This window comes from Nonomuraea rubra (assembly GCF_014207985.1).
In the GTDB taxonomy this organism is placed as follows: domain Bacteria; phylum Actinomycetota; class Actinomycetes; order Streptosporangiales; family Streptosporangiaceae; genus Nonomuraea; species Nonomuraea rubra.
Genome location: NZ_JACHMI010000001.1, coordinates 12,670,542 through 12,686,647, shown reverse-complemented (window position 1 = coordinate 12,686,647; position 16,106 = coordinate 12,670,542). Strand labels below are relative to the sequence as shown.

At 66.9% G+C, this 16,106-nt stretch carries 8 protein-coding genes and 2 pseudogenes; 2 read left to right on the top strand and 8 right to left on the bottom strand.

Features of this window, described 5'->3' with window-relative positions; genetic code table 11:
* The first annotated feature begins 229 nt into the window (after window positions 1–229).
* The gene (locus HD593_RS58990) at window positions 230–6,451 is read left to right on the top strand and encodes a DNRLRE domain-containing protein (protein ID WP_185111502.1); all 6,222 of its coding nucleotides are present in this window, start codon (window positions 230–232) and stop codon (window positions 6,449–6,451) included.
* 173 nt (window positions 6,452–6,624) lie between these two features.
* Window positions 6,625–6,849 carry a hypothetical protein gene (locus HD593_RS58985; RefSeq protein WP_185111501.1) on the top strand — a complete coding sequence of 75 codons (225 nt, stop codon included), beginning with the start codon at window positions 6,625–6,627 and terminating at the stop codon, window positions 6,847–6,849.
* Between the two features lie 66 nt (window positions 6,850–6,915).
* Here HD593_RS58985 and HD593_RS58980 read toward each other — a convergent pair.
* From HD593_RS58980 to fxlM, 8 genes and pseudogenes are all read right to left on the bottom strand, one after another.
* Window positions 6,916–7,963: pseudogene (locus HD593_RS58980) on the bottom strand (IS630 family transposase); the annotation flags it as partial.
* Window positions 7,964–8,020: 57 nt separating this feature from the next.
* Window positions 8,021–8,122: pseudogene (locus HD593_RS63110) on the bottom strand (hypothetical protein); the annotation flags it as partial.
* A gap of 116 nt (window positions 8,123–8,238) precedes the next feature.
* Entirely contained in the window at window positions 8,239–9,381 is a 1,143-nt protein-coding gene (locus tag HD593_RS63105; RefSeq protein ID WP_185111500.1) for a hypothetical protein, read from the bottom strand.
* Window positions 9,378–10,325 (bottom strand): thiopeptide-type bacteriocin biosynthesis protein, encoded by a 948-nt coding sequence (locus HD593_RS58970; protein ID WP_221525482.1) that lies wholly within the window; start codon window positions 10,323–10,325, stop codon window positions 9,378–9,380. The genes HD593_RS63105 and HD593_RS58970 overlap by 4 nt, the downstream gene beginning before the upstream one ends.
* A 29-nt stretch (window positions 10,326–10,354) precedes the next feature.
* Entirely contained in the window at window positions 10,355–11,488 is a 1,134-nt protein-coding gene (locus HD593_RS58965; RefSeq protein ID WP_312904417.1) for a lanthionine synthetase C family protein, read from the bottom strand.
* Complete coding sequence (locus tag HD593_RS58960; RefSeq protein WP_185111498.1) at window positions 11,485–14,535, bottom strand: lantibiotic dehydratase; 3,051 nt, start codon at window positions 14,533–14,535, stop codon at window positions 11,485–11,487. The genes HD593_RS58965 and HD593_RS58960 overlap by 4 nt, the downstream gene beginning before the upstream one ends.
* Window positions 14,536–14,617: 82 nt before the next feature.
* Window positions 14,618–14,797 carry an FxLD family lanthipeptide gene (locus HD593_RS58955; protein WP_185111497.1) on the bottom strand — a complete coding sequence of 60 codons (180 nt, stop codon included), beginning with the start codon at window positions 14,795–14,797 and terminating at the stop codon, window positions 14,618–14,620.
* A 58-nt stretch (window positions 14,798–14,855) separates the two neighbouring features.
* Window positions 14,856–16,088, bottom strand: a complete 1,233-nt coding sequence (gene fxlM, locus HD593_RS58950) for a methyltransferase, FxLD system (protein ID WP_221525481.1) — start codon at window positions 16,086–16,088, stop codon at window positions 14,856–14,858.
* Between the last annotated feature and the right edge of the window lie 18 nt (window positions 16,089–16,106).

Genomic DNA, 16,106 nt, shown 5'->3' with positions numbered 1-16,106 from the left:
GCAGGGGCAGACGTCGAAAGGTAGCCATCAGAAGGAATGGGACATGCTGCCCCCTGTAGGGCCTTGGTAACTAATCCGCCTCTATCGCGCCATTCGTCACTGGTCTACCATTCGAGTGCCTTTTCTGATCTTTACTCCTGGAGGTTGGGTGCACACCCCCCGTAAGGTTCGCCTTGCCATGCCCAAAAACGGGCGGGCAGGATATCGAACAGCCTTCACCACAGGTTTGGTGACAGCGCTGCTCGTGGCCATCCCTCCTGCGGCCGAAGCTGTCGCCCCGTTATCCGAGGCCCCGGCACCGAGTCCGACGACCAAGCCGCAACCCGTGGCCGAGCGTCCTGACCGTGTCTCCGCGGCTTTGACCGCGCGCCTGCAGAGCAGCCGCGTTCTGGTGACCGGCGAGACCACCGAGTCGACGCTTACCTACGCTAATCCGGACGGCACCACAACCGTGGAAACCAGCGGTGAGCCGGTACGCACCCAGCAGGCCGGGCGGTGGGTCCCGATCGACACCTCCGTAGTCGAACAGGACGGTGTGATCAGGCCGAAGGCGGTCACCGCGCAGATGGCGCTGGAGTTTTCCGCCGGAGGCGAGGGGCCGTTTGCGAAGTTGACCCGCTCGGATGGGAATTTCTTCGCCCTGTCCTGGCCGAGCCCGCTGCCCAAGCCCCGCATCGAGGGCAACAAGGTCATCTACGCTGACGTCGGGGGCGTGCGCGGAGCGGACCTGGTGGTCACCGCGTTGGCCACAGGTTTCCGGCACGATGTGGTGCTGCGCGAGCGTCCATCCGGCCCGGTGAAGTTCAAGCTTCCTATCCAGGCAAAAGGCTTGACCTTCGGTGAGGACGAGCACGGTGACCTGACGGTGAGCGATGCCAAGGGCAAGCTCATCGCCTCGGCACCCGAGCCTGTGATGTACGGGACCTCAGCTGCCTCGCAGGCCCGCCAAGCGGCAGGAAGTTCCACGGCCTCGGCGGCGACCGGCGCGATCGACACCGAGGTGGTCACTGAGGGCGACCGTCAGGTACTGGTGCTGCGGCCGGACGCGGGCTTCCTGGCTGACCCCAGCACGACGTTCCCGGTTACGGTGGACCCGACGATCGAGCTCACCTCCACCGCGAGGCGGACGATCCTGGGACCGTACTCTTCCACCAGTTCCCTGTCGGGTATCCGAGTTGGCACCTTTGACAATCCGACAAACAACAAGCGGGAATTCACCCGCGCGCTGTTGAAGTTCGACACCAGCACCCTGGTCGGCAAGACGGTGACTGACGCCAAACTGCAGCTGACCAGCTCTAATTCGTACGGCTGTGTGGCCGGGCAGAATATCAAGGCCCAGCGGATCACCGCCGCCTGGACTCCGTCGAGCACGTATTGGGCTAACCAGCCGGCCACCACCAACGCCGGTGAGCAACTGGCCCAGCAGCCCGGTCAGTGCACCAGCAGCCCTCCCGAGGGCGCTTGGACCTGGCCGATAACCGATATCGCCAAGGCCTGGGCCGATGGCGCCGCCGGGCACGGGGTGATGCTGCGCCTGGTCACCGAGCACCCGGTGATGTATGAGCAGCCGTACGAGCGCTCGTTCACCGCACCCACGCTGATCGTCACCTATGGCGCCACCCCGTCGTTGGAGAACCTGCGTGCCGCGCCGGTGGCCACCAGCGGCGACGGCATGGTCTACGCCAACACCACCACCCCAACCCTGCACGCCTTCACTAAGGACCCCGACGGCGGCCTCCTGCGCGCCGAGTTCGAGGTCGAGCACGACCCGGCCGCCGCTGGGCAGGGTACCGGCCAAGTGTGGACCGGCGCGGTCAACAACGTTTCAACCGGGACCGAAGCCAAACTCGCCGTCGCAGCTGACAAGCTGATCGACGGCGGCAAGTACCGCTGGCGAGCCCGCGCTTTCGACGGCAGCGACTACTCGGCCTGGTCGGCCTGGCAACTCCTGGCGGTAGACGCCACCGCACCGCAGCCGCCGACGATCGACTGCCCAATTCAGGAAGGCGGCTGGGCCTTCTTCGGCACTAGCGACTATGTGTGCACACTGTCCGGTGCAGGCGATGCGAAGGGCTTCTGGTGGGGGCTGGATGATCCTTCCGCGCCGACGTTTGCCGAGCTGACCGCCGGAAACACCAACTACCATCTCAAGCTGGGCAAGATGGCGCAGGGCTGGCACACGCTCTACGCCAAGAGCCGCGACAAGGCCCACAACAGCTCCACCGTCGTCACCTACAGCTTTGGTGTTGTCCCTGGCGGCATTGTCAGCCCGAAACCCGACGCGTCTATCCAGAAGTGGGTGACGTTGTCGGCGGCTGCCCCGGCCGAACGTACCAAGATCACTTACCAGTACTACGACCGTCTCCGCAGCGGTTTCATCGACATCCCGCCAAGTGACGTATTCGTGCCGGGCGGCCAGACCTCGATCTCGGCATGGCCACAAGTCCGAACGGACACTACCACCAACTTTGCCGAGCTTTCATGGAACATGTTGAAGACCATCCAGGAGAGTGGCACTCGGTATGTCGACGGTCGCTGGGAGATCCGCGCCTGCTATGAAGGCGGCAGCCAGACGCAAGAATGCACCAACCCGATCACCGTTGAACTCGCCCGATCCGGGTTCAATGGCGCTACTATCGACGTCGGTCCCGGGACCGTGTCGCTTCAGACTGGTGACTTCAATCTGACGGTTGCCGACGCAGAAGCCTTTGAAGTTGCGGTCAAGCGCACGACAACATCGCTCATCACCGATTCCACCGACGACGATGACTTCGACGGTGGCGTGGATCAGCGGATCTTCGGCCCCGACTGGCTCGCGGGTTTTCCCTCTGCGCCCTCATCCGTCGCTGACTTCCAACCGATTGGTGACGGCTCCACCGGGTCCATCGACCTTGTTGAGGCGGATGGTTCGAGGATGAGCTACGTCCGCGACGGAGATGCGTTTACCGGCATCGGTCCGGCTGCGGACGGATCCCGCATCCTGGTGAATCTGAACAACGAGCAGCTCACTGTCACCGAACGCAATGGCTCCAAAACCATCTATACGCGACTCCAAGATCGCTGGGTGGTGGCGCGCGTCGAAGGACCCTCTGCTGAATCGACGGTGTATTACTTCCGCGACTATCAGGGCCGGGTGGTCCGCCTTCTTACGCCAACAGCGGATGGAATTTCATGCGAGACGATGCAGCCGGGCTGTCGTGCGTTGGAACTGTCGTATGCCACGGAGACTACGGCGACGGGCATCGCGTCTGGCTGGGGTAGCTATAAAGACCAAGTCAAGAGCGTTTCCCTGGTGGCGTTCGATCCGGAAACCGGCGCGATGAAGACCACTGTGCTGGCCACATACCTGTACGACTCGACAGGGCATTTGCGCCAGACGACGGATCCCCGCACGAATCTGTCCACCGTGTACTACTACACCGGTGAAGGTCGTGTCTCACAGGTCACCCCGCCGGGTTTGGCTCCGTGGCGGTTCGAGTACGACACCGCGGGCCGACTGGCCCATGTGCAGCGTGAGAACGGTGAGATCGACCCCACCTGGTCGATGGCTTATGACATTCCCATCGGTGGGGCCAGCGCACCCAACGACCTGACGCTCGCCCAGACCTCGAAGTGGGGACAGGGGAACGACCTACCCGTCGTCGGGACCGCCGTCTTCCCGCCTTCCCACGTCCCCGCGCGGGGCGCGGACGGCGCCTACCATCCGCAGGCCGCCGACTGGCAGCACGGATCCCTCACCTACATGGACGACAACGGACGAGGCGTGAACACGGCTGCGTTCGGTGCTGGAGAGTGGCAGGTCGACGCAAGGCGCTACGACGACAAGGACAATGTCATCTGGCAGCTCACCCGTGCGAACCGAGCGCAGGCGCTGACGCCAACGGCTGAGACCGACCCCTATACAGCGAGCCGAGCTGATTCGGCGGAGCGAGCGAACCTGCTGGCGACGATCTCGCAGTACGACGCTGCAGGCAACCTCGTGGCGAGCGAGGGCCCCGCGCAAACCATCGCACTCGGGAATGACCAACTGGTCACCGCCAGACAGCGCACGACTCATGAGTACGACCAGGGCAAACCCTTCTCCGACCTCGACTACCATCTGGTGACCACGTCGAAGACCGAACCCGTAGTGCTCGACGGCACGGCGGCTCCAGCAGCCGGCGACGTCAGCACCAAGAAGTTCGAGTACGACCCGATCGTCTCCGGCGATGCGTCCGGATGGACCCTCCGCAAGCCCACAACCACGATCACCGTCAACCCGGATGGGGACGACATCGTGAACCGGATTCGCTACGACGCGGCAGGGCGCGAGACCGAACGGAGACAACCTGCCTCGTCCGGCCGTGACGCCGGCAGCACCGCCATATACAGCTACACCGCCGGACCGCATCCGGAATTGGCCGCGTGCGGAAACCGCCCCGCTTGGGCGGGCTGGACGTGCCAGGTCACACCAGTCGCCCAGCCGACGACGGGCAAGCCCCTCACCGTCGAGCACATCACCGGATACAACCTCTATGGCGCGGCCACAGTCAAGACCGAGACGGTACAGGACGTGACCCGCACGACGACGAGCGAATTCGACGCCGCCGGACGTTTGACCAAGGCGAAGATCGAAGTCATCCCTGAAACCGCAGGCGGCAAGGCTTTCCCAGAGATGAGCTACGTCTACGATCCGGCGACCGGCCTGCAGACCAGGAAGGAGGCCGGGGGCGAGGCGGTCGTCGTCACCTACGACAGCTTCGGCCGTCCGTGGAAGACCACGGACGCAACCGGGAACCTCGCCACCGTCACCTACGACCTGGACGGCCGCATCGCCACCAGCAATGACGGGAAAGGCACCACCACCTTCACATACAACGGCCCGGACGCGAACGGCAAGGCCGAACACCGCGGCCTGATCACGAAAGTGGATACCGGCGGCGCCGGCGTGTTCAGCGGGGCCTATAACGAGGCCGGAAACCTGACCAAACAGGTTTATCCGAATGACATAGTCGCGGCAAGCAACTACGCCAGCAGCGGGACACGGACCAATCTCGCCTACACCATGGACGACCAGGTCTGGCTTTCATTCTCCGCGGTGCCGGATTTTCAGGGCAGAACCGTTTCGCAGTGGGGACCTCAAAGCGCGCAGGACTTCCACTACGATTTCGCGGGACGCCTAGAGCAAGTCCAGGACACATTCCAAGGAGAATGCGTCACCCGTGTCTACGGGTTCGACCAGAACACAAACCGCACCAGCCTCGCCAGCCATCCTGCCGACAGTTCGGGGCAGTGCAGCACAAGCACCGATCCCACGACGGTGAATCACACCTACGACGAGGCCGACCGGATGGCCGATCCGGGATACGCCTACGACGATTTCGGACGGACCACGTCCGTGCCAGCCGCGAACGTGCTCGGAGACAGCCCGCTGTCCATCGAGTACTTCGTGCAGGACACCGTCGCCTCCGTCACTCAGAATGGCGCGACGACCGCGTACACCCGCGACCCGATCGGCAGGATCAAGAGCGCGATCACTAACGGTGACGGGAAGCAGGGCACGGTCACGAATCACTATTCCGGGCTGGAGGACTCTCCCGCCTGGATCGGCGAGGCCGACGGAACATGGAGCCGGAACATCGTGGGTTTGGAAGGGCTCGGTGCCATCCAGAACAGCAATGGCGCCGTCGTCCTCCAACTCGCGAACCTGCACGGGGACATCGTCTCGACCGTCAGCAACGCCACTACCTCCGTCGGCATCGATGGATACGTCGAGTCCACCGAGTACGGCGCTTCGCGGGACACCACTAGCGACTCGAACCCGCGATACGGCTGGCTCGGCAGCAAACAACGTGCTGGTGACGTGCCGGGCGGCCTCGTGCTGATGGGCCTACGGCTCTACAACCCTCTCACCGGGCGTTTTCTGCAAGAGGACCCGGTCTTCGGCGGCAGTGCCAACGCGTACGACTATTGCAACGCCGATCCGATAGGCCAGCTCGATCTAAACGGTACCTACCCGGAAGAACAGGTCGACTACGACGAGCACGTGGTTGAAAAGAAGTACCAGTCCCTGTGGCTTGAGAACCGCGACGACATCGCCATCAACCTCGCATGCATGGCCGCCGGAGCTCCTGGTGGTCTTGCTTGCCTTGCTGCTTTCAAGGGAACCGAAGTTCACCAATACGTGCGAGACCAGACTCGTGTCTCCACATTCGTCCAGACCAGGACGCAATTCTTCAACCCCTGCCTCGGCTCAGTGAAGAAATGCACCGCACGGGCCTATACGGTGGAGTATTCGAGAAACCGTGTAAGGACGGAGCGCAGCCACTGGGTCAGAGAGGTGGCATATTACGTCTTCCGCTGGGGAAGCAGGCTGGCCCGCGACACAGGATGGCAGTTGGAGAGCACCACCATCACCGTTTCGTATACGGCCTGGAGAGAGACCGCCAGATACTACGGACCGCCGAAATAAGAATCGGCTAGAACCTTACGAACGGCCTATGTGCACTGCCATGGGCTGACCCCGTATGATCCCCGGGGTCGAGAGGGAATGTCTTCTCGCCCCCGGGGGTAAGGTCAGTGAAATCATCCGTTTCAGGCCAGCCATCAGATGACGCCGTCCGGGCGCGGGAAGGAAGGGGGTCCATGGTGATCGGTCCCAAGGGCTGGAGCCGAGAGGCACGCGTGGCCTGGCTGGCCTGGACCTGCACTGTCGCGGGTTTCTTCCTGCTCAACCTGGCCATCGATTACTTCGTCGAAGGAGGGGGGCAGATTACGGCGGTCTACCTGACGATGCGCCCCCTGGCGTACGGCCTCTTCTGGCTGGTCGGTGTCATGGTGATCCGGCGGATCATGCGTTCCAAGCGATGAGATGTCGCTAGCGCTAGCGTCATCCACCTGAAATTCGTCGCCAATATTTTGGCGAGGGATTCGGGGGATCTCCTTGGCGGTCTTAGTCCAGACGCAGGGCTTGGGGTCGGTATTCCAGCGGTCCATCCAGGCGCGGATGTCTTCTTCCAGCGCCTGGACGCTCTTGTGCACCCCGCGGCGGATGAGCTGGTCGATCAGGTAGCGAACCAGCGCTCGACCTGGTTGATCCAGAGGAGCCGGTCGGTGTGAAGTGCATGTGGAAGCGGAGATGGCGAGCCAGCCATGCCCTGATCGCCGGTGTCTTGTGGGTGCCGTAGATGCCGCAGATCAGGTGGATGTCCAGCTCGGCCGACACGCTCTTGTCGATGGTGACGAGAAACTTCTTGTACTCGGCGGCGCGGTGCTGGCGGTGCAGTTCGCCGATCACCCTTCGGGCAGCGATGTTGAAGGCGGCGAACAGGCTGGTGATGCCATGGCGAACGTAGTCGTGGGTGGGCCGCTTGGGCATGCCCAGCATCATCGGCAGCACCGGCTGCGACCGATCCAGCGCCTGGATCTGCGACTTCTCATCCATACACAGCCCCACCTCGCGTTCCGGCGGGTCGTGATAGAGGCCCACGACGTCCACGATCTTCTCCACGAACAGCGGATCGGCCGACAGCTTGAACATTGTCGTTCGGTGCGGCTTGAGATCGAAGGTCCGCCAGATCCGGCCGATGGTCGACTCCGACTGCCCGCTGCGGCTCGCCATCGAAGCGCGGGTCCAGCGCGTGGCGCCTGCCGACGTCTCCTCCAGCGTGGCCACCACCACCCGCTCGACCTGGTCCAGGCTGATCGACGGCGGCCGTCCTGGGCGCGCCTCATCGAACAGCCCGTCCAGCTGCAGACGCAACAACCGCCGCAGCCACTTGGAAACCGTGTCCGGATGCACCCGCAACTGCTCAGCGATCTGCTTGTTCTCCTTACCGTCCGCATACCCCAGCACAATCTTCGCGCGCATCGCCAACACCTGAGCGGACTTGGCCCGCCGCGCCCATCGCTGCAGCACCGCCCGCTCAGCCTCCGACACCGTCGGCTCCACCTTGGGCCAGCCGGTGCGCACCTCATCGGCCAGCGCCTCCAGCCCACCCCGGGCGAAAGCCGCACGCCGCCTGCGCGCCGTGCTCTCCGCAAGGCCCAGATCCCGCGCCACCTGCGCCGTGCTGATCCCCAGCCCTGCACAGGCCAGCACAATCCACGCCCGGACCGCCACCCTCGACGACTCCGCTGACATGCCGATCAGCCGAGCCGCTTCCTGTCCGATAAGTGGATCTCCACTGCGGACGGTCCTGGATGCGCCACAACCAACACCATACGGAGCAGGACACGAGAGGCACGGCCAGGACGGTGTTACGCTGGCGCGTGCCCGTGTACGACGTAGGCTGGCATGTCCAAGGCGCGGGCCAGGGCCGTGGCGCTTTTGTTCACAGCAGCGATGAGGTCGGTCATGAGTGGATCTGAGATGGTGCCGAGCCCAAGCCCGGTCGCCTTCACCGCGGTGCTGAGCGTCTCCTCGTCGGTGCCGCTGAGGGTAGCTCTGCATCTGTCGTGCGCGAGCACTTCCCGCGCCGCGTAACCGTCCCCTGATGCGATGGCCTCTTCCACGAGTCGCATGTAAGCGGCGCCGGCCTGGTCGGGAGCGGCGCAGGTGGCGAGGTCAATGACAGCGAGACCCAAGCGGGCGCGGAAGATGGCGTGCCCATGCTCTGGCCTGCCGGCGAGGTATCGGTGGATCATCCAGGAGGTCACTCGCTTGGCGGGTTGATCTCCTGTGATGCAGCACATCACGTGGAGGCATGCTGCGACTTGGGTTTCCCACGGCATGGTGAGTGTGCTGGCGTCCAGTACGTTGCGAGCGGCGTCGGCGTTCCCATCGAGCAAGCAGTTCACGATCTTGACCTGACGGCCGTCCATCAAGTGCAGGCCGATTCCTTTGTTCTGGTCGACGTGGGCGAGGGCTTCTCGCCAGCGGCCGAGGCGTACCAGGGCTCGGGTGCCTTCGGCGAGGTAGGCGCGCCACGCCCATTCGCAGAGCTGTTGGTACTCCTCCTTGGTGCCGTCGAGGTCCCCGGTTGGCAGCAATTGGTCCTCGACGACGGCATCCTTGTTGGCTCTCAGAGCGTGGTGGAGGTTGCTGATCGAGGCCCATGCCGCCTCGGCGTCACCTGCTCGCATGCGCAGGCGGGCCAGGTTCACCACCGGTTCGAGCATGTGTTTGGCCTGCACGATAGTGAGGCGGCCGAGTTTGCGGTAGGGGGCGATCTGGCACCAGCACAGCTCGCGCGCGAGTTCGGGCATGCCGCAGTCGCTGGCGATCAGTGCGGCGCGGTTGAGCACGCGGGCGGCACCGAGGAGCACGTCGTCGGTGTGCTCTAGGTCGCGGGCGAGGGAGGTGACCTCAGCCACTCGTTCTTCGAGGGGCGGGTACGTGGGGCGGGGGCGATCGACCAGTGGGAACCAGTGGACGAGCTGGGCGAGCTCGTTCGCCGTCATGCCGGGTCCGGGGTGGGCAGGACGGCCTCACGTGCGGCGCGGCTGAGGACGGCTTGCGTGGAGGCGGGCAGGCCGAGACGGTTCCAGTTGAAGATCACCACATGGGTGAGGACGTGGCGGATGCCCCGGTCCAGGTGACCGGCCCCGGCGGCCTCGCCGAGCTGCTTGCCAGCTTTACGGTAGAAGGCCGCCCAGGGCGCGGCGAACGCGCATGCCCCGGCCGGGGTGGTGGAGGCGGTGTCGGAGGCGATCAGCGGGCGGATCCGTTCGGCCAGGGCTTCCAGCCGGCTGGGGGGCGTGTCGGTGGGGAGGAGGCGTAGTTCGGCGACGCTGTTCCACAGATTGCCGCGCTCGAACTGGTCCAGGCCGGCCGCGCTCAGCAGGGTGGTGGACAGCAGCAGCGTCACTTCCTTGCGGCCGACGCCTGGCGGGGGTTGCCTGAGGTACGCGAGGGTGTGGCTGCTGTCAGCGCAGAACAGGGTGTGGGCGATCTCGGTGCCGACTGGTCCACCGAACGAGGCGTCTTCGGGCTCGTAGACGACCGGCCACCATCGGGAGAGCACGCCGGATCTGGTCAGCTCGTTCAGTGCGGTGTTGATGGCCGGCTTCGCGTCGTCGGCGAGCCCGTCGAGCGGGCGTAGCCGGATCCGCCAGCACGGGTGCTTGCGGATGAACCACCATCCGCTGATCAGTTCGCGGTCCTGGAGGCGGTCCAAGCGCGGGCCGAGCTCCGTCACGGCGGCTTGCTCGGCACTCTCCCAGTCGGACCACTCGGCGCGGACGCTGTACCAACCCTGATCGGCGACGCCAGCCTCCAACGCCTGGTATCCGGCGGTCTTGTAAGTCTCGACCGCATCGTTGATGGTTTCGGGCCGGGCGCTGATGGCGGCTGCGGCGACCTCGACAGCGGTGCCGGCCAGGACCGCTTGCACGGCCTCGGCCATCTTGCGTGGTGAGAACGGGCGCGTGGGTGTCACGTGATGAGCAGGCATGAGTCCCATCCGGAGTGCGGGGGCGTTTGGTGGGCGGAGGTGTGCGAGGCCAGGGCGAGTCCAGCGGCGCCGTTGAGCAGGCTGCCGTCGTTCTTCGTGGTGACGGCGTGCCGGTCGAGCAGGCCGGCCAGGAAGGGCAGGCGTTCGCTGATCGAGCGGGTGCGGGCGTCACGGGCCGCCCGCCACGCGGTTTGGTAGACACCGGCGACGCCGTGGCAGAGCCCGGGACCGGTGAGGTGCCGCAGCTGGGCGGGGTCGGTGAGGCAAGCAGCCAGTGCGTGCTCCGCCTGCTGCTGGCGAGAGGTGTCGTCAAGGGCGAGGCCGGCCAGTTGGAGGGCGCGAGCGATTCCCGGCGTGCCGTAGCACCAGGACGGGCGTGGCGGGCCGGGCTGGCGGAGGCGGCCGTCGGCCAGCTCGGGAAGGGTGATCCACTGGGGCCACCACGGTCCGGTTCGGCCGTCTTGGCGCCATTGGTCGAACCACACGCAGAGGCGGTCGATCGCCTCGAACTGCCCGTCAACGGCCACCCCCTGGCGCGTCGCGATGGACAGCAGGGCGAGCAGGCCGGCGGCACCATGGGCCATGCCGAGATTGGCGTGCCCGCCAGGGGTGGGTTTGATGCGGTCGGGGTCATGGGCCACCCACCAGCCGGGCAACCCGTCACTGGTGGGATGGGTGAGCCGGATCAGGTGGCGCAGGATCGCGGGCAAGATGTCGGCGTCGGGCGGATGGCGCAGCAGCAGTGCGGCGATCCCGGTCAGCCCGTAGAACAGGTCGTACTCATGGAACGTCGCCGGATCGCCGTGGTCAGCTCGGGCGGTCGCCTGGATGAGGCGCCGTTCGGCGAGCCGGGTCACGTAGCTGTCGATTGTCTTGATCGGACGGCGGTAACGCTCACTGCCGTCGGCCTGGGCGGCGTGCAGAAGGAAGCTGACGGCGGGAGCCCCGTAGTAGAGGCCGGCGTGGTCGGCGGAAGTGATCTCTCCGCTGGTGGCCTGCTTGATCCAGGTGTGTGCGGAGTACCAGCTCTCCGTGCCGACATGGGCCCGCTCGATGTGCAGCAACGCCATTCCGGCCGTGCCGTTCGCCAGGGACTGCGCTCCAAGCCCAGTCACGACGTTGCCTCCTTGCTCACGATCAGGAGGCGTAGGGCGGCGGCGCGGGCCAACCGGTTGGTCACGGCCTCGGCGACGGGATCGACGCCGAGGGCACGGGCGTGGTGGTCGTGCAGCAGGGACCGCAGCACGGTGATCGGCAGGTAGTCGTGGCGGCCGAGTTGGGCGTGGTAGTCGTGCAGCGCAGCCCGCCGCAGAGCCCACGCGTCGGCTACGGCGGTGCCGCCCGGGTGGGCGCGTAGGGCATGGTCGTCGTTGACGGGGTCGGCCAGGTGCAACGTCGTGTCCTGCAGCGTCCGGTCGAGCTCGCCGTGCTGCCGGGGCAACTGGTTGACCAACCACCCGTACCCCTCATCCGACGTGGCCAGGCCGGCGGCGAGATCGGCCATCGACGCCGCGGCGATGGCCTGGCCGGGAAGCTTGGCGAAGGCGGCCATTCTGATCTGGGCCAGCGCCACGGCGGCGTCCGCGGCGGCTACTCGGTGCGCGGCGGCCATCGCCTTGCCGGGGCCGTATCGGCCGATCTGCGGCTGATAGGCGTGCAGAGACAAGGTGGCGAGCAGGTTCTGCGATTGCAGGTCGGACGCGAAGTCGGCTAGATGCGAGGCCGCCGTGCTGTACTGGTCGGCGTCGGTGAGCTGAAGGTAGAGCCACAGTTCCTGGATGCTGTCGGGCCGGAGGGTGTCGCGGTAGCGGCGGAACCACCATCGCATCGGGCCGAGGGAGTCCAGGAGATGGCCCAGGTGATGGGTGAGGATCTCGTTGTAGCGGTCGGGGTGGCCGAGCAGTCGGGCGTGGATGAGGTCGCCGGCACCCGGCATCACCGTCGCGGTGGGACGCTGCACGACTGCGGGTGCCCGCGGCGGCCGGCCGGCTGACGCGTTGGCGGTCAAGGTGACCAGGAACTCACAGGGGCGGCCTACCCATGCCTCGGGCGCGCGGGACGCCTCGTGCAGTTCCACCCGGTCCGCTCGGTTGAGGCTGCGGCGCAGCAGCACGCAGTCGAGGCGGCTGTCCAGGTTAAGGGGAAGCCGCTGCCCGTTCTGGTGCAGAACGACCGCGGACGGAACCCGCCAGCGATCCCGCCAGTCGCTCAGGCTCTTCTCCCACAACGGCAGCGGCTCGCGCGGTCCGGCCAGCGCGGAGGCAGGCAGGAGCCAGCGGGCCGCTGCCAGTACGGTGCGGCCGTAGCGGATCCTGGGCAGGTACGGCAGCATGCTCGCCACGCCGAAGTCGATGGGCCCGTAGATGGCGTGGCGGGCCGTCGCCAACCCGGTCAGGAACCGCGCCAGTGCGGGGGTGTGGGCGGACGCTTCCAGGGCATGCAGCGCCTGGGGTACGACGCGCTGGCCGGTGGAGAGCCGCACCAGGTACATCTGGGTGGAGTCGGCGGTCACGGCCAGGTCGTCGAAGGCGATCACCGGTGTGTCTGGCGTGGGATGTTCGGCCAGGGGGATCACGGCGGGCAGGAGTTGCGGTACGCGGACGACGTTCTCGGTGCTGCGCAGTCGCGGGGAGAACGACAGCTGCGCGGTCACGACCTCTTCGTCCGCGGGTTCGTAGGAGGCGATGAGCTGCTCCACAGCCGGTTGCGGAAGCAGGTGAGCGAACCGGCCGGCCATGCTGCTCTGCGGCCGGGGCGTGGCGTACACCCACAGCCGGAACCGGCCGCGCTCCAGCAGATGGGCGGTCTCGGCGTGCAGCTCGAACCCCAGCTCTACGCGGCGCGGGATGACCATCTCGGCCGGGTCGTCGGCGACCGTCAGCGACGAGATGTCCTGCTCACTCAGCACGATCTCGTCGCGGCCGTCCACGGTGGCTTCCTGCGCCAGGGCCAGGAGCTTGGCGTCACGGTCGGGCATGGCGCGGGCCGGCCGCCCGTGGGAGGCGCCGAGGAACCCCGCCGGCACGCCGAGGCCGGAGTCGGCGAGCAGCTCTCGTACCGGGACCGCCGCGCCTGGCCCGTAGTGGCGGCGGAAGCGCAGGTGGTAGTCGCGCCACACCTCGGCGCCGAACGGGCGGCTGGTCAGCCGCAGAAGCGCTGAGGCGGCCTTGGCGGCCTCGTCGAGTACGGTCCGGGGTAGGGCGATCGTGGCATCGGCTGCGGTGTCGGCGGCGAGCATGCGATCGCCGCCTGTGCTCAGAGCGCGCATGCGAGTGGTGAGGGGTGCGAGGTTGGCCAGGTCCACGATGGCGCGGTGTGCGGACAGGTCGCGGTGGAGGTCGGCGAGAGCCGTCAGCGTGGGTGCCAGATCGGGCGCGTCGCCGGCAGCGGCGCGGAGCTGGTCGAGGACGAAGGGCAGGCCGTCCTGGATGGTTGAGGGCGGGCGGAGGCTGGTCAGCAGGAAGCCTTGGTTGACCAAGGCGGTCAGGGTGGCGGTGACGGTGCCGGGTGGCGTGCATGGGAACTCGGCCGTGAGCTGGTCGGCCAACTCTCGGAACGGGATGGGCGTAGTGGCCGCGGCCAGTGCTGTCCGGATGGGGGGCAGGTGCCGGATGGACACCTCTCGGGAGGGGCCTGGGTCGGTGCCGTCACCGGGGCGGGCGGGGATCACGGCCCGTCTCCCGCGAACCATGATCATGCTGTTAGTGGTCACCTGCAGGCTCGGCAGCACGGCGGGGTGCGCCTCCAGGTGGTCGACGAGGGCGTTCAGCCACTGTGCGTCGGCGCGCAACACGACCTGATGCTGTGTCCCGATCACCGCCGTGGCCGGGCGGCCGATTTCCACCGGCGTGACGCCGGCGAACAGGCCGAAGGGGACGGCACGCCGCTGCCAGCGCAGCAGGTAGGACGCGACCGCCATGCTGATGCGCGCCTGGCGGGCGGGGTCGGCGCTGGTGATTGCCTGGCTGGTCTGCTCGGCCAGCGCAGGGGTGGCCACCGTGATGGCGGCGCGCACGTCGGGCCGGGCCCAGATGCGGGTCAACCAGGCGGAATCGGCCGGTTCTCCTGAGTCGAGCAGTTCGGGCAGTTCCAGGTCGCCGGGGTAGGTGGTCACCCGGGCCAGTGCCAGGCCAGTGGGCCGGAACAGCAGGGATGATCCCATCGGGCTCTCCGCCGTCAGATCGAGAGGGGAGTGTGGGTGCCGCCGGCGCCCACGTGTGTGGCGCCGGCAGCAGTTCACGCGGTCAGGACGGGTCGGCAACGTTGGTGGTGCAGGCGCTCGTCGAGCAGCTGGAGCCGCAGCCGTCGCCGGTGGAGCACAACATCTTGGGGATGGGGATGCTCGCCTCGACCACTCGCATGTCGAGGTCCCAGGGGTCCTCGACGACGGGCTTCGGGGTGGTCGCTGTGGCGGTGGGGGGCATGAGCCTCCTCCTTCATCTGTGTCGGGTTTGGTTAACCCACCTGGGCAGAGGCGCGGTGTTACGCTTCCGGCCAGGAGATCGCGACGTGCGTGTGCTGCTTGGGAATGACCAAGGTCGTGGGCGGCATCTCGGTGGGGTGGCCGTTCGGCCAGACCGAGAACTCCGGGCCGGGACGGCCGCGGTGGTCGCGGTTCCAGATGTGAACCTGCTCGACGATGGCCTGGGCGACTTCACCGCCGCGGGGTCCGTAGCCGTGCGCACCCAGCTCGACGTGGCTCTTGCCCGCCGGCCGCACGGACAGGTAGGCGAAGGAGTCGTCCTCGACCGTCGCGTAGGGGAACCATCGTCCGCCCGGCTCGACCGCGATGCCGGGCTCCTCGTCGCCGGATGCCGCCACGGTGAGGTTGCAGAAGCCGGGCAGCGTTGTGGCCAGCCACAGGGGCAGGTCGCCGAGCGGCTCGGACCGGGCCACGGTCACCCCGGACCAGTCCGCGGTGGGTTCGCCGGCCAGCACGCCGTCGAGCTTGGTCGGGTCGGACAGGTTGCCATCGTCGAACCTCAGGCCGACCTTCTCGCCGTTGAGCAGCCACAGGTGCTCGTCGTGCCGGCTGGCGCCCTGCATCGGGACGAAGCCGCAGATTCCCGCCGAGAGGGCGGCGAGGTGGTCGTTCGTGCGCTGGAGGGCCAGCGAGCGACTGATGCCCTTCATCCGCAGCGGGAGCACGATCCTGCCGCCGTCGGCGAGTTGGTCGCGCCACGCCGGTGGCACGTCCCACGCCCCCACCGTGATCATGATGCGGTCGTACGGGGCGTTGGCCTTCCAGCCGTGCTCGGCGTCGCCGGTGACGACCTGCACGCCCGGGTACCCGGCGGCGATCAGGTAGTTGCCGGCCCGGTTGGTCACCTCGGGATCGATGTCCATGGTCGTGACGTGGCCGGTGGGGCCCACCAGTTCCGCCAGCAGCGACGCGAAGTATCCCCCTGATCCGACCTCCAGCACGCGCATCCCCGGCTGGATGTCGGCCTGGACGAGCTGCATGGCCTGGATGTCCGGCGAAGACATGGTGGAGATGAGCACGCCGTGCTCGTCGCGCTTCACCTCCACGGGCTCCACCGCGTAGGCGGCCTCCAGCGACACCTCTGGGGCAAAGAGGTGGCGCGGAGCCGTACGGAGCGCGGCCTCGACCCGCACCGGGAGCGGGAAGCCCCATTCGGCGCATGTGGCGGCCACGGCGGTCGCCATGTCATTGCGCAACGCGGCAGCGTTCTGAGCGTCGTTGTCGGTGGTCACGGGTGGATCCCCTCTTCG

Coding starts and splice junctions, on each gene's coding strand:
- HD593_RS58985 (WP_185111501.1), top strand. CDS start 6,625: ATGGTGATCGGTCCCAAGGGCTGGAGCCGAGAGGCACGCGTGGCCTGG.
- HD593_RS58970 (WP_221525482.1), bottom strand. CDS start 10,325: ATGGCCGAGGCCGTGCAAGCGGTCCTGGCCGGCACCGCTGTCGAGGTC.
- HD593_RS58955 (WP_185111497.1), bottom strand. CDS start 14,797: ATGCCCCCCACCGCCACAGCGACCACCCCGAAGCCCGTCGTCGAGGAC.
- HD593_RS58960 (WP_185111498.1), bottom strand. CDS start 14,535: ATGGGATCATCCCTGCTGTTCCGGCCCACTGGCCTGGCACTGGCCCGG.
- HD593_RS63105 (WP_185111500.1), bottom strand. CDS start 9,381: ATGACGGCGAACGAGCTCGCCCAGCTCGTCCACTGGTTCCCACTGGTC.